Genomic DNA, 23874 nt, shown 5'->3' with positions numbered 1-23874 from the left:
AGAGGCCTCCTTTTCGTGTTGAGAAGGGCACGCGCCGTGGCGCGAACCCCTCAATATCTGTTCGCTTAAGCGAATTTTGCCTGGATCTCGTCAGAGATGTTCTGCGGAACCGGATCGTAATGATCGAACTGCATGGTGAACTGGGCGCGGCCCGAGCTCATCGAACGCAGGGTGTTGATGTAGCCGAACATGTTCGCCAGCGGCACAAATGCGTCGATCGCAATTGCGTTGCCGCGGGGTTCCTGGCCGGTCACCTGACCACGACGCGAGGTCAAATCGCCGATGATGCCACCGGTGTAGTCCTCAGGTGTGATAACTTCCACCTTCATGATCGGTTCCAGCATCTTGGCGCCAGCTTTGCGCATGCCTTCACGCATACACATACGTGCAGCGATTTCGAAGGCCAGAACGCTGGAGTCAACGTCGTGGAACTTACCGTCGATCAGGGCAACCTTGAAGTCGATCACGGGGAAGCCGGCCAGCGGGCCGCTATCCATGACGGACTGGATGCCTTTTTCAACACCGGGGACGTATTCCTTGGGAACGGCACCACCAACGATGCGGCTCTCGAAGGAGTAACCTTCGCCCGGCTCTGTCGGCGAGATGATCATCTTCACCTCGGCGAACTGACCCGAACCACCCGACTGTTTCTTGTGGGTGTAGGTGTGCTCGACCTCGTGACCGATGGTCTCGCGGTAGGCAACCTGCGGCGCACCGATGTTGGCTTCGACCTTGAATTCACGCTTCAGACGGTCAACCAGGATGTCCAGGTGAAGTTCGCCCATGCCCTTCATGATGGTCTGACCGGACTCGATGTCGGTCTCCACGCGGAAGGACGGATCTTCGGCAGCCAGACGCTGCAGACCCTGGGACATTTTCTCCTGGTCGGCCTTGGTTTTCGGCTCAACCGCGATCTCGATCACCGGATCGGGGAAGGTCATGGTTTCCAGAACCACCGGATCGTTGACGGCGCAGAGCGTGTCACCGGTTGTGGTGTCTTTCAGACCTGCCAGCGCGATGATGTCGCCTGCAAACGCTTCCGTGATTTCCTCACGGTCGTTGGAGTGCATCATCATCATCCGGCCGACGCGTTCTTTCTTGCCCTTGGTGGAGTTCAGGAGCGTGTCGCCCTTGGCCAAGGTACCGGAGTAAACCCGGGTGAAAGTCAGCGAGCCGACGAAGGGGTCGTTCATGATTTTGAACGCCAGACCCGAGAACGCCATCTCGTCGTCCGCACGGCGGGCGATGTCACGGGTTTCGGTTTCGTCACCGGGTTTGAAGCCCATGTAATCAACAACGTCCAGCGGGCTGGGCAGATAGTCGATCACAGCGTTCAACAGCGGCTGAACGCCTTTGTTCTTGAATGCGGAGCCGCCGAGAACCGGAACGAATGCCAGGGCCAGAGTACCCTTGCGCAGCAGTTTGCGCAGGGTCGGGACGTCGGGCTCTTCGCCTTCCAGATAGGCTTCCATCGCGTCGTCGTCCATTTCGACGGCCGCTTCGATCATCTTGCCGCGCCATTCTTCGGCCATGTCTTTCAGGCTGTCACGGATCGGTGCTTTGATCCACGACGCGCCAAGGTCTTCACCCTGCCACAGCCATTCTTCCATGTTGACGAGGTCAACCAGGCCTTCCAGCTCGGTTTCTGCGCCGATCGGAATACCAACCGGAACCGCGCGGGCGCCGGTGCGGTCTTCGATCATGTTGACGCAGTTGAAGAAGTCAGCGCCGATCTTGTCCATCTTGTTGACGAACACCATACGCGGAACCTTGTAGCGGTCAGCCTGACGCCACACGGTTTCGGTCTGGGGTTCAACACCGGCGTTGGCGTCCAGAACACAGACAGCACCGTCGAGAACCGCCAGCGAACGCTCAACTTCGATGGTGAAGTCAACGTGGCCGGGGGTGTCGATGATGTTCAGGCGGTGCTTCGGAGAGTCAGCGGTCTGACCATCTTCGGTGCGTTCCCAGAAGGTGGTGGTCGCAGCCGAGGTGATGGTGATCCCGCGTTCCTGCTCCTGCTCCATCCAGTCCATGGTGGCTGCACCATCGTGCACCTCACCAATGTTGTGGGATTTGCCGGTGTAATACAGGATACGCTCGGAGCAGGTGGTTTTACCTGCGTCGATGTGCGCCATGATACCGAAGTTACGGTACAGGTTGAGCGGATATTCGCGTGCCATAGGTCTAGGTCCCCTAGCTTACCAGCGATAATGGGAGAAGGCTTTGTTAGCCTCTGCCATCTTGTGGGTGTCTTCGCGCTTCTTCACGGCGGTACCGCGGGACTGTACAGCGTCCAGCAGCTCACCGGCGAGGCGTTCTTCCATGGTGTTTTCGTTGCGAGCGCGGGCGGCTTTGATCAGCCAGCGGATCGCCAGGGCTTCGCGGCGCTCGGGGCGCACTTCGACGGGCACCTGGTAGGTGGCACCACCCACACGACGCGAGCGCACTTCGACGGAAGGCTTCACGTTGTCCAGGGCTTCGTGGAAAACTTCCACGGGGGCACGTTTGATTTTCGATTCAACGCGGTCGAATGCGTTATAAACGATGCTTTCTGCGACCGATTTTTTACCATCGATCATCAGGTTGTTCATGAATTTGGTCAGAACGCGGTCGCCAAACTTGGCGTCGGGCAGAACTTCGCGTTTTTCAGCAGCGTGACGGCGAGACATTTATCAATATCCTTCTTATTTAGGACGCTTCGCGCCGTACTTCGAACGGCGTTGCTTACGGTCTTTGACGCCCTGGGTATCCAGAACACCACGCAGGATGTGGTAACGGACACCGGGAAGGTCTTTTACACGGCCGCCACGGATCAGAACCACGGAGTGTTCCTGAAGGTTGTGGCTTTCACCGGGGATGTAGGAGATCACTTCGAAACCGTTGGTCAGGCGGACCTTCGCAACTTTCCGCATAGCGGAGTTCGGTTTCTTCGGTGTGGTGGTATACACACGGGTGCAGACGCCGCGTTTTTGCGGGCACTGTTCCAGGTGCATGGACTTAGAGCGTTTTACTTTCGGCTGCCGCGGCTTGCGGATCAGCTGTTGGATCGTTGGCATTCCGGTTTTTTCCCCGTCTCAACAACACATGTGTCATGCACGTCCTTGAACGTACGGCTAAATTCGTCGCACTTACGCGTCCGCAAGCGCAAAAACCGCAATCGTTTCCATTCCGAGGTAAACGACGCGGTGGGTTTACAGAGGATCCGCGCAAATAGGCGCACGAGATCTTGAGCCACTTAGATTTTGATATCGGCTTTTGGGGCGACCCCCGGTTGCCGGATAGGCGGGCGTATATGGGGAGTCGCGGGGGATGTCAACAGCGGCTCCCCCGGCCGCATCGGCTTGGCGTCTGCGCGCGTCGGCGGCCGGACAGCGCCGCTGGCCTACAGCTTGCCCGTACAACCTGCGCGGTGCATAGTGCGCCGCGACAGGCGGACCCTCATGAGAGGCCGCAGGCGCGAGGGTCTACAGCGATGCAGGTCATAGGTCTATGCCGTTTTTCCTATCCCGCCATTGGTGGGTTTCAGGTCGAACATGACACGCTTGATGAGCGGATCGCCTATCTCTATGCCGAGGCCCGGCTGAAGGAGCGGTTTGACCTGCTGGAACGGGTCGCCCTGCCCTGTCTGCGTGCCCAGACCGATCAGGACTTCACGCTGGTGATTGTGATTGGCGAGAGCCTGCCAGCGCCACATCTGGCACGGCTGCGCGATCTGACGGCGGATATGCCGCAGGTGCAGATCCGCGCCCTGCCCCCCGGCAACCACCGGCAGGTCATGAAGGAGGTTCTGAATACCGCCCGCAATGACCTGAGCGCGCCCTGCCTGCAATTCCGTCATGACGATGATGATGCGGTCTCGGTGGATTTTGTCGAGCGGCTGCGCCAGACCGCTGGCCAGTGTCAGGGGCTGATCGCACAGAACCAGACGGTTGCGATTGATTTCTGCAAGGGTTTCACCGCGCGCTTCGCGTCGGACGGGATCTATGCGGCAGAGGGGTACCGGCCCTATTTCGTTGCGGCGATGGGCATGTATGTGGCCGGCAATTGCAAGCAGAGCATCATGAATTTTGCCCATCACAAGATTGCGCGTTTCATGCCCAGCATCACGATACCGGATGCGCCGATGTTTGTGCGCACGCTCAACGCCTATAATGACTCCCGTCAGAAAGGTGCCAGAGAACCGGAGCTGAGCCGCCTCACCCCAGCGCAGGAAGGCGAATTCGAAGCGCGCTTTGCAATCCGGGCCTGACGCGTCTACTCGGGCGGTGACAGGGGCGTGCTGGCGCGGCGGCGGGGGCGTTCCCGCAGCAGGCTGAAAACACCTGCAGCCACGACGATGGCCGCCCCCAGCAGGGTGAGCGCATCCGGCCAGCTGTCAAACATCAGCCAGCCAAGCAGCAGGGCCCAGAGCAGCCCGGTGTAGCGAAAGGGCGAAACCGCCGCCACATCACCAACCCGCATGACCATCACCGAGAACAGATAACCGACGAAGATGCAGCCGGCTGCAAAAAGCAGGATAAACGTGGTCGTCAGGGTCAGCGGCTGCCAGTCCTCCTGCAAGCCAAGCACAAGACCGAACAGCAGGACCGACAGCGCCGCCATCAAGCTGACCGTCAGCGAGGGCACCGCCGCCGACATCCGGCGGGTAAAGAGATCACGCGCGGTGATACCAAGAACCGCTGCAAGGGCGTAGCCGGTGCCGCTATCAAAGCCCTCCGGTCCCGGTCGCACGATCAGCAGCATTCCGATAAAACCCGCGCCAATCGCTGCGGCCCGACGCCAGCCGACCTGTTCCCCAAAGAGCAGCACCGCGGCGAGGGTCACGGTCAACGGCAGCATCTGCAAAATGGCCGTCACATTGGCGATGGGCAGGGTCAACAGGGCGCTGAGAAAGAAATAGGTGGTGGCCACCTCAGTCAGGCTGCGGCCTGCGACAAGCCCCCAATCCCGGCGGCTCAGCGACAGGCGCAGGCTGCCATAAGCGCGGGCAAGCGCGTAGATCAGCAGGCTGACCGCAATGCCGCGCACCACCAGGATCTGCGAGAGCGGCAGGCTCTGCCCCGCGAGTTTGACCATCCCGTCATTGATCGTGAAACCCGCCATGCTGCCAATCATCAGCAGCGCGCCCAGCTGGTTTCCGGTCAGCCTTGACATCACGGCAGCACAGCTCGCAGCTGGTCCGGCGTCATCGCAAAGTGGCGGTCGAGTGCTGCGGCGATCTCGGCCTCGGACATCTTGTGGGTGATCCCCATCTGCGCAGGTCTAGATTTATTGTCACCATGAATGGTGCGCAGGAAACCCGGCGTCGAGATATCCGACACCACGTTCCAGTGCTGCGCGTAGCGGCGGTGATTGTAGCGGTAGGGATTGCCGCCATATCCGACAGGTGCCACAAGCGCGGCCCCCACCGAGAGCGGCGCCTTTTCGCAGGCATCGAAGATCTCGTCCTGCACGCCCTCCGGCCCGTCGCTGCGGCGCAGGTAGATGCCGCGATTGTTGGCAAGGATAAAGGGGGTGCTTTCTCCCTGTAGCGGGATCATCCCGGTGGCGAGGCGCCGATTGCGGGCGATGTAATCGAGATCCACCGCATCGTCGTCATCCAGACGGAACATCAGGCGATGGGTCGCCCCCTCTGTTGGGACGGCGTTATAGCCCTGCTTCAGCATCTTGTAATGCACGCCGGGCCCCACCGGCATCAGCGTGATATTGTCGGCGGGTTCCAGCAGACGCGACAGGCGTTCCAGATAGCACTCGGGCATATCTTCAGCCGTGAGGACGATCAGGTGAAATCCCTGATCGCTCTGGCGCAGGAGAGAGCGCAGGCAGAGCCGCTCAAACACCCGGAACCTGAGTTCCATCCGGTCCGGTGCGAAAAGATGAGCCGCCGTATCGGCAAGGGTCGCGAATTTCTCGGAATAATAGGTCGGGGTCAGCACGGAGAAGCGCACAAGGCCAACGATGCTGAGTCTGATATCCATTCTGCGCTGTCCTGTTTCGGCCCGACGGGGCACTTCGTCATCCGCAGCAAGAGACCATTCCCGGCGCAAATTGGGAAGATCCTAAATCACGCGAACCGCGCGGTCGGCCCGCAAACGAAGCCGTCGCAACGCAAAACGAGATGTCCGCAAATCGCGTTGGTCCGCTTGGAGCCCATTTCTACTTCTGTAGCGGAATTGTCCGAAGTCGGACGAGCGTCTTTTCGACCAGTGCCACGATCTCCAGCGCACGGATCTTTCCAGAAATCGGAAAAGCTCCGATTGCTGCCGCGTCCAGCCGCTCGATGATCGCCCGGTCCGAATGCGTCGCCACCGTCATGTGGGGCCGAAACGGGATCGCGGGATGGAGTTCGGACCGATGTGGCCCATCGTAGAGGCGCTCGTGCAGGACCGTCAGATCATCTCTTCCAGTCGAGTTTACAAGAAAGAGTTTATAGGTCTTTTCAAAGGGATCATGAACGATCTCGGTCGCAGCGAAATCCACTGCTATTTCGGGCACACCCACGGCGACTTTCTCGCAGGACGCGACGAATTCTAGTGGTCGCACGCCCCTTAGCCCAAACACCAAAGTGACGTGTGGCTCCACAAGTTTTGCTCTTTCAGGCTCATGCGCGTGCCGGAAGCGAGCGATGCTCTCAGCCAAGCTTGGTTCGAATTCCGGATATGCCAATACATAGATCATCCTGCGACGCTGACGGAATTGAGCCCGAAGTTCAACGGCAGCTTCGTCCCGCAGAGCGGGCCAACATGGTTTGCGGACATCTCCAAGAAAAAGCCCCCCGCAACATCGGTTGCGGGGGGCTTTTTCATTTCAGATCAGCGTGGATCAGTCGCGGCTCTCTGGGGTTTCCACCAGAGTGTCGAAGCTCGCCTCGCTGCTGACATCATCCATCGACGGGGCGGCCAGAGCGGCGGCTGCTTCGGCCTCCTCACGGCGCGCCTCGAGGACGACATTGTCACGCGACTGGGCGATGTTGCGCACACGCTGGGTAGCGCCACCGGTACCGGCCGGGATCAGGCGACCCACGATGACGTTCTCCTTGAGGCCGACCAGCTTGTCCTTCTTGCCCTGTACCGAAGCTTCGGTGAGGACACGGGTGGTCTCCTGGAAGGAGGCCGCCGAGATGAAGGAGCGGGTCTGCAGCGACGCCTTGGTGATGCCGAGCAGGATCGGTTCGCCCTGAGCCGGACGCTTGCCACGGGCCAGCGCCTTTTCGTTGGCGGTGTCGAACTCCTGCTTGTCCACGTGCTCGCCTTTCAGCAGCGTCGTGTCGCCGGAGTCGGAGATCTCCCACTTCTGCAGCATCTGGCGAACGATCACCTCGATGTGCTTGTCGTTGATCTTCACACCCTGCAGGCGATAGACGTCCTGAACCTCGTCGATCATGTAGTTCGCCAGAGCCTCAACACCCATGATGGACAGGATGTCATGCGGCGCTGGGTTGCCGTCCATGATGTAGTCACCCTTTTGGACAAAGTCACCTTCCTGAACCGGAATGTGCTTGCCCTTGGGCACCATGTATTCGACGGGCTCCATCGAGTCATCCGCAGGCTCGATCGAGATGCGACGCTTGTTCTTGTAGTCGCGGCCAAAGCGCACGTAACCATCGATTTCGGCGATGATCGCGTGATCCTTCGGACGACGGGCTTCGAACAGTTCCGCAACGCGCGGCAGACCACCGGTAATGTCCTTGGTCTTGGCGCCTTCACGCGGGATACGCGCAACAACGTCACCGGCCATGATCTGCTGGCCTTCTTCGACCGACAGAATGGCGTCCACAGACATCGGGTAGGTCAGCGGGTTGCCCGCATCGCTACGCACCGGTTCACCGTCACCATCGACCAGGATGATTTCCGGCTTCAGGTCAGAGCCTTTCGGAGCCGCACGCCAGTCGATCACGATCTTCTGCGTCATGCCGGTGGCTTCGTCGGTCTCGTCGCGAACGGCGATGCCGGAAACCAGGTCCACATATTTCGCGGTACCGGGTTTTTCGGCGATGATCGGCAGGGTGTAGGGATCCCATTCGAACAGCTTGTCGCCACGGGACACGGACTGGCCTTCCTTGACGAACAGCTTGGAGCCGTAGCCCAGCTTGTGGCTGGCGCGCTCTTCGCCGTGCTCGTCCTGAATGATCAGCTTCATGTTCCGGCCAACAACCAGGGTCTCGCCATTGGCGTTCTCCAGGGTCTGCGGCATCTCGAAGACGATCTTGCCCTCTTGCGAGGCTTCCAGGAAGGACTGCTGACCACCCTGCGCAACGCCACCGATGTGGAAGGTCCGCATCGTCAGCTGTGTACCGGGTTCACCGATCGACTGCGCCGCGATGATGCCGACGGCCTCACCGGTGTTCACCTGCGTACCACGGGCGAGGTCACGACCGTAGCACTGGGCGCAGACGCCCTCTTCGGCTTCACAGGTCAGCGGCGAGCGGATACGGGTCGACTGAACGCCGGCCTCTTCCACTGCATCTGCCATGCGCTCGTCGATCAGCTGGCCAGCGGCCACGATGATCTCCTCGGTGCCGGGCTTCTTGATATCCTCTGCCGCGACACGGCCCAGGATACGTTCGCCCAGCGAGGCCACAACTTCACCATCGTTGACAGCGGCTTCGGCGGTGATCGCTGCTTCGGTGCCACAATCGCGATCACGCACGATGCAGTCCTGTGCCACGTCCACCAGACGGCGGGTCAGGTAACCCGAGTTCGCCGTCTTAAGAGCCGTATCCGACAGACCCTTACGGGCACCGTGGGTCGAGTTGAAGTACTCGAGAACGGTCAGGCCTTCTTTAAAGTTCGAGATGATCGGGGTCTCGATGATGTCGCCGTTCGGCTTCGCCATCAGGCCACGCATCCCGCCCAGCTGCTTCATCTGGGTGACCGAGCCACGCGCACCGGAGTGGGCCATCATGTAGACCGAGTTCGGTTCCATCACAGCGCCGTTCTCATCCCGCTTGTCAGCGGAGATGGTGCCCATCATCGCATCGGTGACCTTGTCGTTACACTTCGACCAGGCATCGACAACTTTGTTGTACTTTTCGCCCTGGGTGATCAGGCCGTCCATGTACTGCTGTTCGAAGTCCTTCACCTGATCGCGGGTCTCATCGACCAGCGTCCATTTGGTGTCGGGGATCACCATGTCGTCCTTGCCGAACGAAATGCCCGCCTTGAACGCTTCACGGAAACCCATGGTCATGATCTGGTCACAGAAGATCACGGATTCCTTCTGACCGCAGTAGCGGTAGACGGTGTCGATGACCTGCTGAACCTCTTTCTTCCGCAGAAGACGGTTGACCAGTTCAAACGGTGCCTTGACGTTCTTCGGCAGCAGCGCGCCCAGACGGACACGGCCCGGGGTGGTCTCAAAACGCTTGAGGACCTCGTTGCCTTCTTCGTCGATCTGAGTGATCCGCGCGGTGATCTTGGTGTGCAGATGCACTTCGCCGGCGTCCAGCGCGTGCTGAACCTCGTCGATGGTGCCAAAGATCTTGCCTTCGCCGGGCATGCCTTCGCGTTCCAGGGTCACATAGTAGAGACCCAGGATCATATCCTGCGACGGAACAATGATCGGCGCGCCGTTGGCAGGCGACAGAACGTTGTTTGTCGACATCATCAGGACGCGCGCTTCCAGCTGGGCCTCAAGGCTCAGCGGGACGTGCACAGCCATCTGGTCGCCGTCGAAGTCCGCGTTGAACGCCGAGCAGACCAGCGGGTGCAGCTGAATGGCCTTACCTTCGATCAGCGTGGGTTCAAACGCCTGAATGCCAAGACGGTGCAACGTCGGCGCACGGTTCAGCATAACAGGGTGCTCGCGAATAACCTCGTCGAGGATATCCCACACTTCGGGGCGCTCTTTCTCAACCAGCTTTTTCGCCTGTTTCACGGTGGAGGACAGACCTTTGGCCTCCAGACGCGAATAGATGAAGGGCTTGAAGAGTTCGAGCGCCATCTTCTTGGGCAGGCCGCACTGGTGCAGCTTCAGCTCAGGACCGGTCACAATCACCGAACGGCCGGAGAAGTCGACCCGCTTACCCAAAAGGTTCTGACGGAAACGACCCTGCTTGCCTTTCAGCATGTCAGAGAGCGACTTCAGCGGACGCTTGTTGGCGCCGGTGATGACGCGGCCGCGACGGCCGTTGTCAAACAGCGCGTCCACGGATTCCTGCAGCATCCGCTTTTCGTTGCGGACGATGATGTCCGGCGCGCGCAGTTCGATCAGCCGCTTCAGGCGGTTGTTCCGGTTGATCACGCGGCGATAGAGGTCATTGAGGTCGGAGGTCGCAAAACGGCCACCATCCAGCGGCACCAGCGGACGCAGTTCCGGCGGAATGACCGGAATCACGGTCATGACCATCCATTCCGGGCGGTTGCCGGATTCCAAGAAGCTCTCAACAACCTTCAGGCGTTTGATGATCTTCTTGGGCTTCAGTTCGCCTGTGGCTTCGGCCAGCTCAGCGCGCAGCTGTTCGGCTTCGGCTTCAAGGTCGATGGCCGCCAGCATTTCGCGGATCGCTTCAGCGCCGATATTGGCGGTGAAGGCATCCATGCCGAACTGGTCCTGGGCGTCCATGTATTCTTCTTCGGTCATCATCTGGCCGTAGGTGAGGTCGGTCAGACCCGGCTCGATGACAACATAGTTTTCGAAATACAGAACCCGCTCAAGATCGCGCAGGGTCATGTCCAGCATCAGGCCGATGCGCGACGGCAGCGACTTCAGAAACCAGATATGCGCAACCGGCGACGCCAGTTCGATGTGGCCCATGCGCTCGCGGCGGACCTTTTGCAGCGTGACTTCCACACCGCATTTTTCGCAGACAACGCCGCGATATTTCATACGCTTATATTTGCCGCAGAGGCATTCGTAGTCCTTGATCGGGCCAAAGATACGCGCGCAGAAGAGACCGTCACGCTCAGGCTTGAACGTCCGGTAGTTGATGGTTTCCGGCTTTTTGATCTCGCCGTAGGACCACGACAGGATCCGCTCAGGCGAGGCCAGCGACACCTTGATCTCGTCGAAGACCTTCGGCGGCGTCAGCGGGTTGAACGGATTATTCGTCAGTTCCTGGTTCATTTTGATGTCCTCAAATTCGTGCGAAAGGCTGGAGGGGGAGGCAAATTTCTGTGAAGAAATCTGCCAAGATTTTTTGAAAAATCCTGTTCCCCTTACTCGTCACCCTCCGCATCCAGGAGTTCCATATTCAGGCCGAGGCCACGGACTTCTTTCACCAGAACGTTAAACGATTCCGGTACGCCCGCTTCAAAGTTGTCCTCGCCCTTGACGATCGATTCATAGACCTTGGTCCGGCCTGCAACGTCATCCGACTTCACGGTGAGCATCTCCTGCAGGGTGTAGGCGGCGCCATAGGCTTCCAGAGCCCAGACTTCCATCTCACCAAAGCGCTGACCACCGAACTGCGCCTTACCACCCAGCGGCTGCTGCGTGACGAGGGAGTACGGGCCGGTCGAACGCGCGTGGATCTTGTCGTCGACCAGGTGGTGCAGTTTCAGCAGATACTTGATGCCGACGGTGACGGGGCGTGCGAATTGCTCACCCGTACGACCATCAAACAGGACCGACTGACCGGAAGTGTCAAAGCCAGCGCGCACCAGTGCATCGTTGACGTCCGCCTCTTTGGCGCCGTCGAAGACGGGTGTCGCGATCGGCACGCCACGGGTCACATTACCGGCAGCCTCGACCAGATCGGTCTCGGTCATATCGGCAATACCTTCACCGTAGACGTCATCACCATAGGCGTGGTGCATCGCTTCACGCACCGGGGTCAGATCGCCAGAACGACGGTATTCCTGAAGCGCATCATCGACTTTGATACCCAGACCGCGTGCGGCCCAACCCATGTGGGTCTCCAGAATCTGACCAACGTTCATCCGCGACGGAACGCCGAGCGGGTTGAGACAGAAATCGACCGGGGTACCATCGGCGAGGAACGGCATGTCCTCCATCGGCACCACTTTCGAGATCACACCCTTGTTCCCGTGACGGCCGGCCATCTTGTCGCCCGGCTGCAGCTTGCGCTTCACCGCGATAAAGACTTTGACCATCTTCATAACGCCCGGGGGCAGATCGTCGCCGCGACGGACCTTCTCGACCTTGTCTTCAAAACGGGCATCCAGAGCACGTTTCTGTGCTTCGTACTGCTCGTTCAGGGCCTCGACGACCTGTGCGCTCTGCTCGTCTTCCAGCGCCAGCATCCACCACTGACCGCGGCTGAGTGTGTCCAGCAGCTCTTCGGTGATTTCGGAACCGGCCTTGATGCCCTTGGGGCCTTTGACTGCGGTTTTACCCAGCAGCATGCCACGCAGGCGGGCGTAGATGTTGCGATCCAGGATGCCCAGCTCGTCGTCCCGGTCACGGGCCAGACGCTCGACTTCCTCACGCTCGATCTGCAACGCACGTTCGTCTTTCTCCACGCCGTGACGGTTGAAGACCCGCACCTCGACCACGGTTCCGTAGTCGCCCGGCTTCACGCGCAAGCTGGTGTCGCGCACGTCAGATGCTTTTTCGCCAAAGATGGCGCGCAGCAGCTTTTCTTCCGGGGTCATCGGGCTTTCGCCCTTGGGTGTGATCTTGCCAACCAGAATATCGCCCGGCTCCACGTCGGCACCGATGTAAACGATGCCCGCCTCGTCGAGGTTGCGCAGCGCTTCTTCACCGACGTTGGGGATGTCGCGGGTGATCTCTTCCGGCCCAAGCTTGGTATCACGGGCGGCGACTTCGAATTCCTCGATGTGGATCGAAGTAAAGACGTCGTCACGCGCGATGCGCTCGGAGATCAGGATGGAGTCTTCGTAGTTGTAGCCATTCCAGGGCATGAAGGCCACGACGACGTTTTTACCCAGAGCCAGTTCACCCATATCGGTGGACGGACCATCGGCAATCACTTCGCCTTTGCGGACTTCCTGGCCTACTTTCACCAGCGGACGCTGGTTGATGCAGGTGTTCTGGTTCGAACGCTGGAATTTGCGCATACGGTAGATATCAACACCCGCATCGCCCAGTTCCAGATCTTCGGTTGCCCGGATCACGATACGCTGCGCGTCGATCTGGTCGATGATGCCTGCGCGTTTGGCCATGATGGCCGCGCCGGAATCCCGTGCCACGATCTCTTCGATGCCGGTGCCGACCAGCGGCGCCTCGGCACGCAACAGCGGAACCGCCTGACGTTGCATGTTCGAGCCCATCAGAGCGCGGTTAGCATCGTCGTTCTCAAGGAACGGGATCAGCGAGGCCGCAACCGATACCAGCTGTTTCGGGCTGACGTCGATCAGATCCACGCTTTCGCGCGGTGCCAGCGTGTAGTCACCGGACTGGCGGGTCGAGACCAGATCGTTGACGAATTTGCCGTCTTCATCCAGCGTCGCGTTGGCCTGCGCCACGGTGTGACGCATTTCCTCGGTCGCGGACATATAGTGGACTTCGTCCGTCACCTTGGCGTCGTTGACAACGCGGTAAGGTGTTTCGATGAAGCCATATTTGTTCACGCGAGCAAAGGTCGCCAGCGAGTTGATCAGACCGATGTTCGGGCCTTCCGGTGTCTCAATCGGGCACATCCGACCATAGTGTGTCGGGTGAACGTCGCGCACCTCAAAGCCAGCACGCTCACGGGTCAGACCGCCAGGCCCAAGCGCCGAGAGACGACGCTTGTGCGTCACTTCGGAGAGCGGGTTGGTCTGGTCCATGAACTGCGACAGCTGCGAGGAGCCGAAGAATTCACGCACCGCAGCAGCAGCCGGTTTTGCGTTGATCAGATCCTGCGGCATCACCGTGTCGATCTCGACCGAGGACATCCGCTCCTTGATGGCGCGTTCCATGCGCAGCAGACCGACGCGGTACTGATTTTCCATCAGTTCGCCAACGGAGCGCACACGACGGTTGCCGAGGTGGTCGATATCGTCGATGTCGCCCTTGCCGTCACGCAGCTCAACCAGCGCCTTGATGCAGGAGATGATATCTTCCTTGCGCAGGGTGCGCTGAGTGTCCTCGGCGTCCAGAGCAAGGCGCATGTTCATCTTCACACGGCCAACGGCGGAGAGGTCGTAACGCTCGGAATCGAAGAACAGCGTGTCGAACAGCGCGGAGGCAGCTTCGACGGTCGGCGGCTCGCCCGGGCGCATGACACGGTAGATATCCATGAGCGCGGTATCGCGACCCATGTTTTTGTCCTGTGCCATGGTGTTGCGCATGTAGGGGCCGACATTGATGTTGTCGATGTCCAGAACCGGAATGTCGGTGATACCGGCATCCAGCAGTTCCTTGACGGTCCCGCCGATGATTTCGCCGCCCTTGTCATACTCGAGGGTCAGCTCATCGCCGGCTTCGACATAGATGGCGCCGTTTTCTTCGTTGATGATATCCTTGGCGACATATTTGCCAACAATATGCTCAAAGGGAACCAGCAGCTCGCTGATGTTGCCTTCGTCGATCATCTTCTTGACGGCGCGCGGTGTGACCTTCTTGCCGGCTTCGGCAAAGATCTCACCCGTGGCGGCGTCAACCAGATCGTAGGTCGGACGGGTGCCGCGCACGCGCTCGGGGAAGAACGGCGTGACCCAGCCACGGCTCTTCTCCAGCTTGAAGGAGATGGTGTTGTAATAGGCATCCATGATGCCTTCCTGATCCAGACCCAGCGCATAAAGCAGGGTTGTCACAGGCAGTTTACGACGACGGTCGATACGGGCAAAGACGATGTCCTTGGCGTCGAATTCGAAGTCCAGCCAGGAGCCGCGATACGGGATGATGCGGCAGGCAAACAGCAGCTTGCCCGAAGAATGTGTCTTGCCCTTGTCGTGATCGAAGAACACGCCCGGCGAACGGTGCATCTGGGACACGATCACACGCTCGGTGCCGTTGACCACAAAGGTGCCGTTCGGCGTCATCAGGGGCATATCGCCCATGTAGACGTCCTGTTCCTTGATGTCCTTCACCGATTTTGCACCGGTGTCTTCGTCCACATCAAAGACGATCAGACGCAGAGTGACCTTCAGCGGAGCCGAATAGGTCATGTCGCGCTGCATACATTCCTCGACGTCATATTTCGGACGTTCAAAGGAATATTTCACGAACTCCAGAACCGACGTCTCATTAAAGTCCTTGATCGGAAATACCGACTGGAACACGCCCATGATGCCTTCGCCGTCGAGCGGCTGTTCTGCATCACCAGAGCGCAGGAAGAGGTCGTAAGAAGATTTCTGGACCTCGATGAGGTTCGGCATGTCCAGGACTTCGCGGATTTTACCGTAGTATTTGCGAAGACGTTTCTGGCCAAGGAACGATTGAGCCATGTCAGATGTCACCTTTCCAATTCTCACTGAACAAGGATGCCGCCGGGCCCCGGCACCTTGTCCATACGAGACAGCGTGTTCGGATCAATTCATGACCACCTTCCCGAATGGCGGCCTCCCGATCCTTTGAACCTCGCCTGAAAAAACGCCCGTTTAGTTGGGCCCTTTCTAAGACAGGTTCGGCTGGACCCGGTTTTCACCGGGCCCAGCCAAATTTCCGGGATGTTCAGAGGACGTCGAAACCGACACCCCATGTTGTCCCGTATCGCGTAGCTTAGGCCAGTTCGATCTCGGCGCCAGCTGCTTCCAGCTTGCCTTTGATGTCTTCGGCTTCGTCCTTGCTGACGCCTTCTTTGATCTTGCCGCCAGCTTCGACCAGCTCTTTGGCTTCTTTCAGGCCAAGACCGGTGATGCCGCGAACTTCTTTGATCACGTTGATTTTGGATGCGCCAGCGTTTTTCAGAACGACGTCGAATTCGGTCTTTTCTTCTTCCGCTGCGCCACCGGCGTCGCCGCCAGCTGCCATGACAACGGCGCCGCCAGCTGCGGGCTCGATGCCATACTCATCCTTCAGGATGGTTTTCAGTTCTTGTGCTTCAAGCAGGGTCAGACCAACGATGTCTTCTGCGAGTTTCTTCAGATCAGCCATTTTATCAGCTCTTTCCGTTTACAGTGTGTGTGTTCCAACGTGCGGGCATATGCCCGACGCCAGTCATTCAGTGCCAACCGCTTACGCAGCTTCCGCCTTCTCTTCGATGGTCGAAAGGATGCTTGCGATGTTGCTTGCAGGTGCGCCAATTGCGCCAGCGATGTTGGAAGCAGGTGCGCCAATGCAGCTTGCGATCTGAGCAATAAGCTCGTCGCGCGAAGGCATTTTCGACACGGCTTCAACGCCGGCACGGTCCAGAGCGTTCTCACCCATCGCGCCGCCAAGGATCTCGAACTTTTTGTTCTCCTTGGCGAAATCCTCGGCCACCTTAGCGGCGGACACGGGATCTTCGGAATAGGTCAGTACGGTCATCCCTGTCAGCAGGTCAGACATGCTTTCACACGGCTTACCCTCGAGGGCGATTTTGGCGAGCCTGTTCTTGGCAACACGCACGGAGCTACCGGCGTCGCTTGCACGCGCCCGCAGATCCTGCATCTCTGCAACTGTCAGACCGGCATAGTGGGCTACGACCACCACGCCAGAGCTTTCGAAGATCTGGCCGAGTTCCTCGACCACTCTCTCTTTCTGGGCTCTATCCACAGTTCTCTCCAAGTTTAGGGACACTTGCGCATCCCGGCTCATTGATGTGCCGAACATTGCTGCCCGGCGTTCAAGTCCGTTTTAACGGGGTGAGCCAAAATCACCCGAGGGTAGGAATTCCCTCGATCCTTTGGTCGTTCCCGTCTCAGGAGGGAAATTAAGACCCGATCGACAGGCCACCCACCATCTTGGACGAAATGAAATAAAGCGCACGACGAATCGCACGCTTTATCTCGGGGTCGTAGTTAGTCCCATTTTTAGGGATTTCCAAGGGCAAAATCGTCCGAAAGACCACCAAGGCCAGGATCAGCCGAGATCGCCACAATGACACCCCCGAAAAGGCAAAACCGGGGCCCCCATCAGGGACCCCGGTCTATCGTCAATGCGGCGTTTCTGACACATGCGACTCGGCGCACTGTCAGCCCTCGCCCCGCCTGCCGAGATTACTCGGTAACAGCGGTTTCCACGTCAACGGTGACGCCCGGACCCATAGTGGAGGACAGAGCGATTTTCTTCATGTAAGCGCCCTTGGCACCCGACGGCTTTGCCTTGGCAACCGCAGAGATGAAGGCACGTACGTTTTCGATCAGCTTGGCTTCGTCGAAGGAAGCTTTGCCAACGCCAGCGTGCACAACGCCGCCTTTTTCAGCTTTGAACTGAACTTCGCCACCCTTGGCTGCTTCCACGGCCGCTTTCACGTCCATGGTCACGGTGCCGACCTTGGGGTTCGGCATCAGGTTGCGGGGGCCAAGCACTTTACCCAGACGGCCAACGATCGGCATCATGTCAGGGGTTGCAATGCAGCGATCGAAATCGATGGTGCCGCCCTGGATGGTTTCCATCAGGTCTTCTGCACCGACGATATCCGCGCCAGCTTCCTTGGCCTCGTCAGCCTTCGCGCCACGGGCGAAAACAGCAACGCGCATGTCTTTGCCGGTGCCGTTGGGCAGGCCAACCACGCCGCGAACCATCTGGTCTGCGTGACGGGTGTCAACGCCGAGGTTCATGGCGATTTCGACGGTTTCGTCGAATTTTGCGTTTGCGTTTGCCTTGATCAGGGCAACCGCTTCTTCCACCGACAGGTTGTCCTTGCCAGCGAAAGCTTCGCGCGCAGCGCGGGTCCGTTTACCGAGCTTAGCCATCTTACTTCACCTCGATGCCCATGGAGCGGGCAGAGCCCAGGATGATCTGCATCGCGGCTTCGATGTCGTTCGCGTTCAGATCTTTCATTTTTGCTTCGGCGATTTCCTTCACCTGAGCAACGCTGACGGTGCCCACGGTTTCGCGCGACGGGTTGTTCGCGCCGGATTTCACTTTGGCGGCCTTCTTCAGGTAGTAAGACGCAGGCGGCGTCTTGATGTCCATGGTGAAGGACTTGTCCTGATAGTAGGTGATCACGGTCGGGCACGGCGCGCCGGGCTCCATGTCTGCGGTCTTGGCGTTGAACGCCTTGCAGAATTCCATGATGTTGATGCCGCGCTGACCCAGTGCCGGACCAACCGGCGGGGATGGGTTTGCCTTACCGGCGGGCACTTGCAGCTTCATCGTGCCAACAAGCTTCTTAGCCATTTGGTGTTCCTTTCAACTCGGGCAAAACGCGTTTCACCCTATGCATGTTGCGTGGTCCGATATCAGGATCGCGATCCCTCCATCTCCCACGAGAGAATCTCGCCCGAAGACGATAGAGGCGGCATGTATAGGGGATTGCGGGGGTTGGCAAGTGGGGACGCCAGGCGATTCAACATGACCAACTGGCCTTGCCAGAGCAACTACAATTTGCAACCGGCTTGCAGATGTATATGTTATCACATAACAGTCGCTGAAACGGTCTCCCTATAGAAACCGGCGTCGACACCTGAGGAGGAATCCGATCATGTCTGGAAATCTTGGTCGCACCAGCCTGAAGCGCTCGCAGAAGCGAAGCAATCCGATGCAGGACTACGACCAACTTCCCCCAGACCTGCGTAGATGGATTTCTTCTGCCGCTTTGCCGTGGAGTGCGATCTCCGTTGAACGGACCTTCAGAAAGGCTTTGTCTCGAACTGGTGACAGGGCCCGTGCGTTGCATGAGCTAAGTCGGATTGAACACAAGCTGACAGTAAAGGATGCGCAGAAGATATGGGGCGCCGAGCACCCAAATGCCCGAAGATAGGGCTACAGCTCGCAATGAAGGATCAGGGCTGTTGCCCGCCGAAAACCAGCCCAGCCACAAACAAAAACGCCGCGATGCAGATGCAACGCGGCGCCTTGAATTCTACCGGAAAGGGCTATCACCCCTGCTTGGTCACCTGAGTGAAATCCAGTTCCACTGGGGTTTCCCGGCCAAAGATGGACACGGTGACCTTGAGTTTCTGATTGTCGTCGTCGACGCCTTCGACCATGCCGTCGAAATCTTCGAACGGCCCGTCGTTGACCTTGACCTTTTCGCCCACTTCAAAGGAGATGAGCGTGCGCGGCGCTTCTTCGCCTTCCTGAACGCGGCCCAGGATGCCCTGCACTTCGGCATCGCGCATCGGCATCGGACGGCCCTGCGGGCCGAGGAAACCGGTGACGCGGTTGATCGAGGAAATCAGGTGATAGCCGCGGTCGGACATTTCCATATGCACCAGCACGTAACCGGGCATGAAGCGACGCTCTGTCGAGACTTTCTTGCCGCGACGAATTTCGATCACCTCTTCGGTGGGGACCAGAACTTCGTCGATTTCGTCTTCCAGACCCTGCTCTGCGACCGACGTGCGGATCTGCTCTGCGATTTTCTTTTCGAAGTTCGAAAGAACGCTGACCGAATACCACCGTTTCGCCATGAACCTGATCGTCCTTGTGTCTCTTGGCCGACAAGTGCGTCGGGCCACTGCTAAAATAAGATACAGCCTTGGGGCTGCGCTCTAACAAAAAGCGGCGCGCGACACGAATCGCCACACGCCTACGTCAGAGTTAGTCGCTCACCTACCGCCCCGGGAGTCCAAGATCAAGAGGTGAGCCGCCAATTGCGAAGCCAAGCTGCCCTTCGCCACAACGGGTTGCGCGATCGGGGCTGCCAGACGGGTTTAGCCGAACATGCCCAGAATGCCCTCAAGCCCAAAGCGGATCAGGATATCCACGATGGCAAAGAACACGGCCGTCAACGCCGCCATGACAAACACCATCACGGTGGTCAGCAGCACCTCACGGCGGGTCGGCCAGACGACCTTGGAAACTTCGGCGCGAACCTGCTGGATGAACTGGACGGGGTTTGTGGTGGCCATGAGGCGGGGTTCTCTCTGCTTGTAATCAAGCAGCGATTTAACCGCAGACCATGGCAATTTCAAGCCCTGCTGCACCTTCACCGATGGCTCGGGGCGGGTTCTTCAGGTCCGCGCCGCCGCATCCGCCGAGAAGCAATCAATTCTATCTTAATTTTCGCGGGCCATAAATATCCGCCATGGGGCACCGCAGATGTCAGCACATCGCGCCCTGCCCGTTACCGAGCGCGATTATGAGATAGGATTCCATGACCCTCGCACAGAACGATCAGCAGGCGACCAGCCTGAGCCAAACCACCCCGGCAGGGGCTGCCACCCAGCGCGAAGCGCAGGCAACCCCGCCGCTGACAATGCAGATTTCCAGCAAGCTCTCTGGCCGTAGTCGGCGGCTGCCACCGCAAGACAATGCGAAGCTGGACCCCGAACATCAGGAGCAACTGACCGCGCTGTTTCAGCATGGACATTTCCAGCAGGCCGCAACCCGTTGCGCAGAGCTGCTGAACAGCCATCGGAGATCAGCATTCCTGTGGGAACTGCTGGGCCGCTGCCATCTTGCGCAGACCGCCCTGGATGAAGCGGCGACCTGCCTGAACAAAGCCTGCGAGCTGAACCCGACCTCCGCCACGACCTTTGCCGCGATGGGTGATGTCTACCGGCGCCAGAACCGGCCAGTGGATGCGATTGCCCTGTATAAAAAGGCTCTGACACTGGATTCGACCTGCCTGCCCGCGCTCAACAATCTGGGCAACACGCTGCTGGAGCAGGATCGCATCATCGAGGCCGATCAGTGTTTCGCCACCGCGATTGATCAAGCGCCTGACAACGCGCAACTGCTTTACAACCGTGCCAATATCCAGCGTCAGCTGGGGAACATGGGGATCGCCCGCGATCTCTATGGTCAGGCCGCGCGCTTTGCCCCGAACTTCCTGGAAGCGCGGTACAATCTTGCCCAGCTCACCGGTATGATCGGCCAGCAGAGCGAGGCGATCCGTCATCTGGACCAGATTCTGCTGGCCCGCCCCAATGACGATCGCGCCCGCGCCCAGAAACTGCGCCTGATGGCGGAGCTGTGCGATTGGCGCTGGCTGGACGAATATCAGGAGCACCGTCGGCACCTTGGGCTGCGTGGGTCCGCCTGCGCCCCGCAAGCGCAGATCGCGCTTGAGGACAATCCAGACCTACTGCGCATCCGGATGCAGGCCCATGCCAGCTCCCGCCCGCAATCTGACCCGGCGCCGCAACGGCCGAGGGCAGAAACACGCCCACAGCGGCTGCGTGTCGGCTATTTCGTCAGCTCGGCCCAGGATCTCGATGCGCTGCGACTGCTCGACAGCCTGCTGGCCCGCCACGATCAGAGCCGATTCGCGCTTTACGTCTATGCGGCCAGCGCACCGCGCGCGGATCTGGTCGGCGTCCACCACCGCGATATCCGCGGACTGTCCGCAACCACCATCAAGACACAGGCCGTCGCGGATCAGCTGGATATCGCAATTGACCTGACCAGCTATACCCACGAAGCCGACGCAACCGTGTTTTCGGCCCGGATCGCGCCGGTTCAGATTGCCATGCCCGGTTTTCCGGGCACCATGGGCACTCCGGCGTATGACTATATCCTCGGCGATGCGGTTACCTGCCCGCCCGGCAGCGAGCGCTATTTCGAGGAACATATGATCCGCATGCCGCACAGCTATCAGAGTATTACAGCCCTGCAGGACCTCTCCGGCCACCAGTTCAGCCGACGCGACTGCGGCCTGCCCGATGATGCCTTTGTCTTCTGCAGCTTTACCGCCAGCCATGCGCTAACCCCACATGAATTTGATATCTGGATGCGCCTGCTGGCCCGTGTGGAGGGCAGCGTTCTTTGGCTCCCGGACTACCCAGAAGAGGCGCAGGCTACACTGCGACAGGCCGCAAGCGACCGCCGTGTAGACCCGGATCGCGTGATCTTTGCCGCCGCCAGCACCGGCGAGGAGCGTATGGCGCGCAGCATGGTCGCAGATCTGTTCCTGGACAGCTTCACCCTCAATGCCGGTCCGGCAGCGCGCGACGCACTGGCTGCCGGGCTACCGGTGCTGACAATGGCGGGGCGCCAGTTCGCTGCCCGCACCACCGCAAGTCTGCTGGCCGCTGCCGACATGGAAGACCTGCTTACCACCACGCCCCAGGCCTATGAGGCACGGGCGCTGGAACTGGCCGAGGACCGGGATCAGCTGCTGGCACTGCGCAGCAAACTGCGGCTGATGCAGACGAAAGCACCGCTGTTTGATACCACGCGCTACATGCGGGATCTGGAACGCGGGCTGGACATGGTTTTTGCCCGCCATAGCGACGCACTGCTGCCACAGCATGTGACGGTTCCGGCCGAGGATGTGGTGCCTGCAAAACCAACCGACAGCTACAGCGCGGCACAGACCGCAGGCACGCCCATTCACGCAGCCTGATCAGGGCAATCTTCACCCTGAAACCCAACGCTTCCCCCGCCCCAGAAAGGCGGCGGAGGCGTTTTGTCTTCCATATGGACTGGATCCAGCGGGACCGATCCATGACGAGAGAGAGCGGACAGGCGCAGCTGCGGATCCGCCAATCGAAATGAGGCCCGAGCTAGAACGAGGCCCGTGCTGGGATGTCTTGTGTCTGAGATGAGAGAGTGGCAGGGGCATCAGGGTTCGAACCCGAGACCTACGGTTTTGGAGACCGTCGCTCTACCAACTGAGCTATACCCCTACGGTGCGGCAGTTCCTAAGCCAGAGCTGCGCGGCTGGCAAGAGGGAAATCAACGAAATCGCCCGGATTTCCGCGCGTCCTCCCGCGATGACTGGCCCCACTCGCCATGCTTCAGTATGACAGAGAAAAATGTCCAGAGGAAAGATCCCAGAGTGAGCCTGCGCAAAAAGATCGCCGACAGTCCGAAAGTGAACCGCGCCATCGAGGCCCTGCTGGCGGGATATGTGCGATTCGCCCATCGCACCTCGCGCTGGGAGCGCCGCGGGTTCGAGGAAATGGATGCCTGTGTCGCCTCTGGAGAGCCGGTGATCTTTGTGCTCTGGCACCAGCGACTGATCATGGCCCCCTATCTGTTTGACACCTCTCTGGGCCGGATCTGCGCGCTGACCTCTGCGGCGCGGGCCGGGCGGCTGGCGGGACAGATTCTGGTGCGTCTGGGGTTTGAGACCATCCCGATGTCCAGCCACAAACGCCATGTGGCGCTGTCCCGCGAAGTCCTGCGCCGCACCAAGGAGGGGTGTTCTATCGGCATTGCCGCTGACGGACCAAGAGGGCCGGCTCGTATTTCCTCGGGCGTACCGATCACTTGGGCGCGGATGACCGGATGCCGTGTGTTCACTGTCGCGTTTGCAGAACGGAAAGTGATTAAGCTGCCAACCTGGGATCAGCAGATGCTGCCTCTGCCGTTCTCACGTGGTGTTCTCCTCTGTCAGGAATGGACGGATGAGGTGCCGAAGAAGCCAAGCGATGAGCAGGTTGAGACGCTGCGGCTGAGCCTGCAGACTTCGCTGGACAAGATTACGGACACGGCCGACCGGGCCGTCGGGCAGCCTCTGCGCAGATAGACATGGCTAAAGGCCTGGCGGTCAGGCCGCCCCCTGCCCTGTTCCAGCGTCATCGCATAGAAAAAGGCCGCCCCGTTTGGAGCGGCCTTTCTATTTTCTCACCCGTGCGGGCTCTCGGCGATTTTCCTGCGGAAAACCACCTGTCACCGCAGGCCAGAGTTTCCGGTGGAAACTCGACCTTAGTCGGTGATTTTCGACACAACGCCGGCGCCGACGGTGCGGCCGCCTTCGCGGATCGCAAAGCGCAGGCCCTGCTCCATCGCGATTGGTGCGATCAGTTCAACGTCAAACTTCAGGTTGTCGCCGGGCATAACCATCTCGGTACCCTCGGGCAGGGTCACGGTGCCGGTCACGTCGGTGGTCCGGAAGTAGAACTGCGGACGGTAGTTCGCGAAGAACGGGGTGTGACGACCACCTTCTTCCTTGGTGAGGATATAGGCCTCAGCTTCGAACTTGGTGTGCGGCTTCACGGAACCCGGCTTACACAGAACCTGACCACGCTCAACGCCGTCACGGTC

Annotated in this window: 18 protein-coding genes, 1 tRNA gene and 1 pseudogene; 4 read left to right on the top strand and 16 right to left on the bottom strand. The window is 59.5% G+C overall.

Annotation, left to right across the window (positions count from 1 at the left end):
* Nucleotides 1-65: 65 nt before the first annotated feature.
* From fusA to rpsL, 3 genes are read right to left on the bottom strand one after another with little or no spacing between them, the layout of a single operon-like run.
* A complete protein-coding gene (fusA, locus tag VWY34_RS05610; RefSeq protein ID WP_416534713.1) occupies nt 66-2183 on the bottom strand; it encodes an elongation factor G in 2118 nt (705 codons plus the stop codon).
* An 18-nt stretch (nt 2184-2201) separates the two neighbouring features.
* Nucleotides 2202-2672, bottom strand: coding sequence for a 30S ribosomal protein S7 (gene rpsG, locus VWY34_RS05605; protein WP_014876015.1), 471 nt, complete (start codon nt 2670-2672; stop codon nt 2202-2204).
* A 15-nt stretch (nt 2673-2687) separates the two neighbouring features.
* Complete coding sequence (gene rpsL / locus VWY34_RS05600; RefSeq protein WP_005621086.1) at nt 2688-3059, bottom strand: 30S ribosomal protein S12; 372 nt, start codon at nt 3057-3059, stop codon at nt 2688-2690.
* A 416-nt stretch (nt 3060-3475) separates the two neighbouring features.
* On the opposite strand from rpsL, the gene VWY34_RS05595 reads away from it, so the two are divergent.
* Nucleotides 3476-4252, top strand: a complete 777-nt coding sequence (locus tag VWY34_RS05595; RefSeq protein WP_416544598.1) for a putative rhamnosyl transferase — start codon at nt 3476-3478, stop codon at nt 4250-4252.
* A gap of 5 nt (nt 4253-4257) precedes the next feature.
* Here the strand turns inward: VWY34_RS05595 and VWY34_RS05590 are convergent, their stop codons facing one another.
* The 9 genes from VWY34_RS05590 to rplK form a co-directional block, all read right to left on the bottom strand.
* Complete coding sequence (locus VWY34_RS05590; RefSeq protein WP_416544597.1) at nt 4258-5160, bottom strand: DMT family transporter; 903 nt, start codon at nt 5158-5160, stop codon at nt 4258-4260.
* The gene (locus VWY34_RS05585) at nt 5157-5981 is read right to left on the bottom strand and encodes a glycosyltransferase (protein WP_416544596.1); all 825 of its coding nucleotides are present in this window, start codon (nt 5979-5981) and stop codon (nt 5157-5159) included. The genes VWY34_RS05590 and VWY34_RS05585 overlap by 4 nt, the downstream gene beginning before the upstream one ends.
* A 178-nt stretch (nt 5982-6159) precedes the next feature.
* Nucleotides 6160-6681 (bottom strand): 2'-5' RNA ligase family protein, encoded by a 522-nt coding sequence (locus VWY34_RS05580; RefSeq protein ID WP_416544595.1) that lies wholly within the window; start codon nt 6679-6681, stop codon nt 6160-6162.
* A 144-nt stretch (nt 6682-6825) separates the two neighbouring features.
* Complete coding sequence (gene rpoC, locus VWY34_RS05575) at nt 6826-11067, bottom strand: DNA-directed RNA polymerase subunit beta' (protein ID WP_340546578.1); 4242 nt, start codon at nt 11065-11067, stop codon at nt 6826-6828.
* 92 nt (nt 11068-11159) lie between these two features.
* The gene (gene rpoB / locus VWY34_RS05570; RefSeq protein ID WP_340546577.1) at nt 11160-15296 is read right to left on the bottom strand and encodes a DNA-directed RNA polymerase subunit beta; all 4137 of its coding nucleotides are present in this window, start codon (nt 15294-15296) and stop codon (nt 11160-11162) included.
* Between the two features lie 274 nt (nt 15297-15570).
* A complete protein-coding gene (gene rplL, locus VWY34_RS05565; RefSeq protein ID WP_340546576.1) occupies nt 15571-15945 on the bottom strand; it encodes a 50S ribosomal protein L7/L12 in 375 nt (124 codons plus the stop codon).
* 81 nt (nt 15946-16026) lie between these two features.
* The gene (gene rplJ / locus VWY34_RS05560; RefSeq protein ID WP_340546575.1) at nt 16027-16545 is read right to left on the bottom strand and encodes a 50S ribosomal protein L10; all 519 of its coding nucleotides are present in this window, start codon (nt 16543-16545) and stop codon (nt 16027-16029) included.
* 443 nt (nt 16546-16988) lie between these two features.
* Nucleotides 16989-17687: a 50S ribosomal protein L1 gene (rplA, locus tag VWY34_RS05555; protein WP_340546574.1), complete on the bottom strand. Its 699-nt coding sequence runs from the start codon at nt 17685-17687 to the stop codon at nt 16989-16991.
* A 1-nt stretch (nt 17688) separates the two neighbouring features.
* The gene (rplK, locus tag VWY34_RS05550; protein ID WP_014876029.1) at nt 17689-18114 is read right to left on the bottom strand and encodes a 50S ribosomal protein L11; all 426 of its coding nucleotides are present in this window, start codon (nt 18112-18114) and stop codon (nt 17689-17691) included.
* Nucleotides 18115-18418: 304 nt separating this feature from the next.
* Between rplK and VWY34_RS05545 the strand changes: the two genes are divergently transcribed.
* The gene (locus VWY34_RS05545; RefSeq protein WP_340546573.1) at nt 18419-18697 is read left to right on the top strand and encodes a DUF6525 family protein; all 279 of its coding nucleotides are present in this window, start codon (nt 18419-18421) and stop codon (nt 18695-18697) included.
* A gap of 118 nt (nt 18698-18815) precedes the next feature.
* Here the strand turns inward: VWY34_RS05545 and nusG are convergent, their stop codons facing one another.
* Entirely contained in the window at nt 18816-19349 is a 534-nt protein-coding gene (nusG, locus tag VWY34_RS05540) for a transcription termination/antitermination protein NusG (protein ID WP_014876030.1), read from the bottom strand.
* Nucleotides 19350-19592: 243 nt separating this feature from the next.
* Nucleotides 19593-19790 (bottom strand): preprotein translocase subunit SecE, encoded by a 198-nt coding sequence (secE, locus tag VWY34_RS05535; protein WP_008560174.1) that lies wholly within the window; start codon nt 19788-19790, stop codon nt 19593-19595.
* Nucleotides 19791-20035: 245 nt separating this feature from the next.
* Between secE and VWY34_RS05530 the strand changes: the two genes are divergently transcribed.
* Nucleotides 20036-22228 carry a tetratricopeptide repeat protein gene (locus tag VWY34_RS05530; RefSeq protein WP_416544594.1) on the top strand — a complete coding sequence of 731 codons (2193 nt, stop codon included), beginning with the start codon at nt 20036-20038 and terminating at the stop codon, nt 22226-22228.
* A gap of 207 nt (nt 22229-22435) precedes the next feature.
* On the opposite strand, the gene VWY34_RS05525 is transcribed toward VWY34_RS05530, so the two are convergent.
* Nucleotides 22436-22511, bottom strand: a tRNA-Trp gene (locus tag VWY34_RS05525).
* A 152-nt stretch (nt 22512-22663) separates the two neighbouring features.
* On the opposite strand from VWY34_RS05525, the gene VWY34_RS05520 reads away from it, so the two are divergent.
* Nucleotides 22664-23356: a lysophospholipid acyltransferase family protein gene (locus tag VWY34_RS05520; RefSeq protein WP_416539742.1), complete on the top strand. Its 693-nt coding sequence runs from the start codon at nt 22664-22666 to the stop codon at nt 23354-23356.
* A gap of 179 nt (nt 23357-23535) precedes the next feature.
* Here VWY34_RS05520 and tuf read toward each other — a convergent pair.
* Nucleotides 23536-23874 (bottom strand): annotated as a pseudogene (gene tuf / locus VWY34_RS05515) (elongation factor Tu); the annotation flags it as partial.

This window comes from Phaeobacter sp. JH20_02, from assembly GCF_048056915.1.
In the GTDB taxonomy this organism is placed as follows: Bacteria; Pseudomonadota; Alphaproteobacteria; order Rhodobacterales; family Rhodobacteraceae; genus Phaeobacter; species Phaeobacter bryozoorum.
Note: the sequence above shows the minus strand (reverse complement) of the source record. Positions and strands in the feature narration are given on the sequence as shown.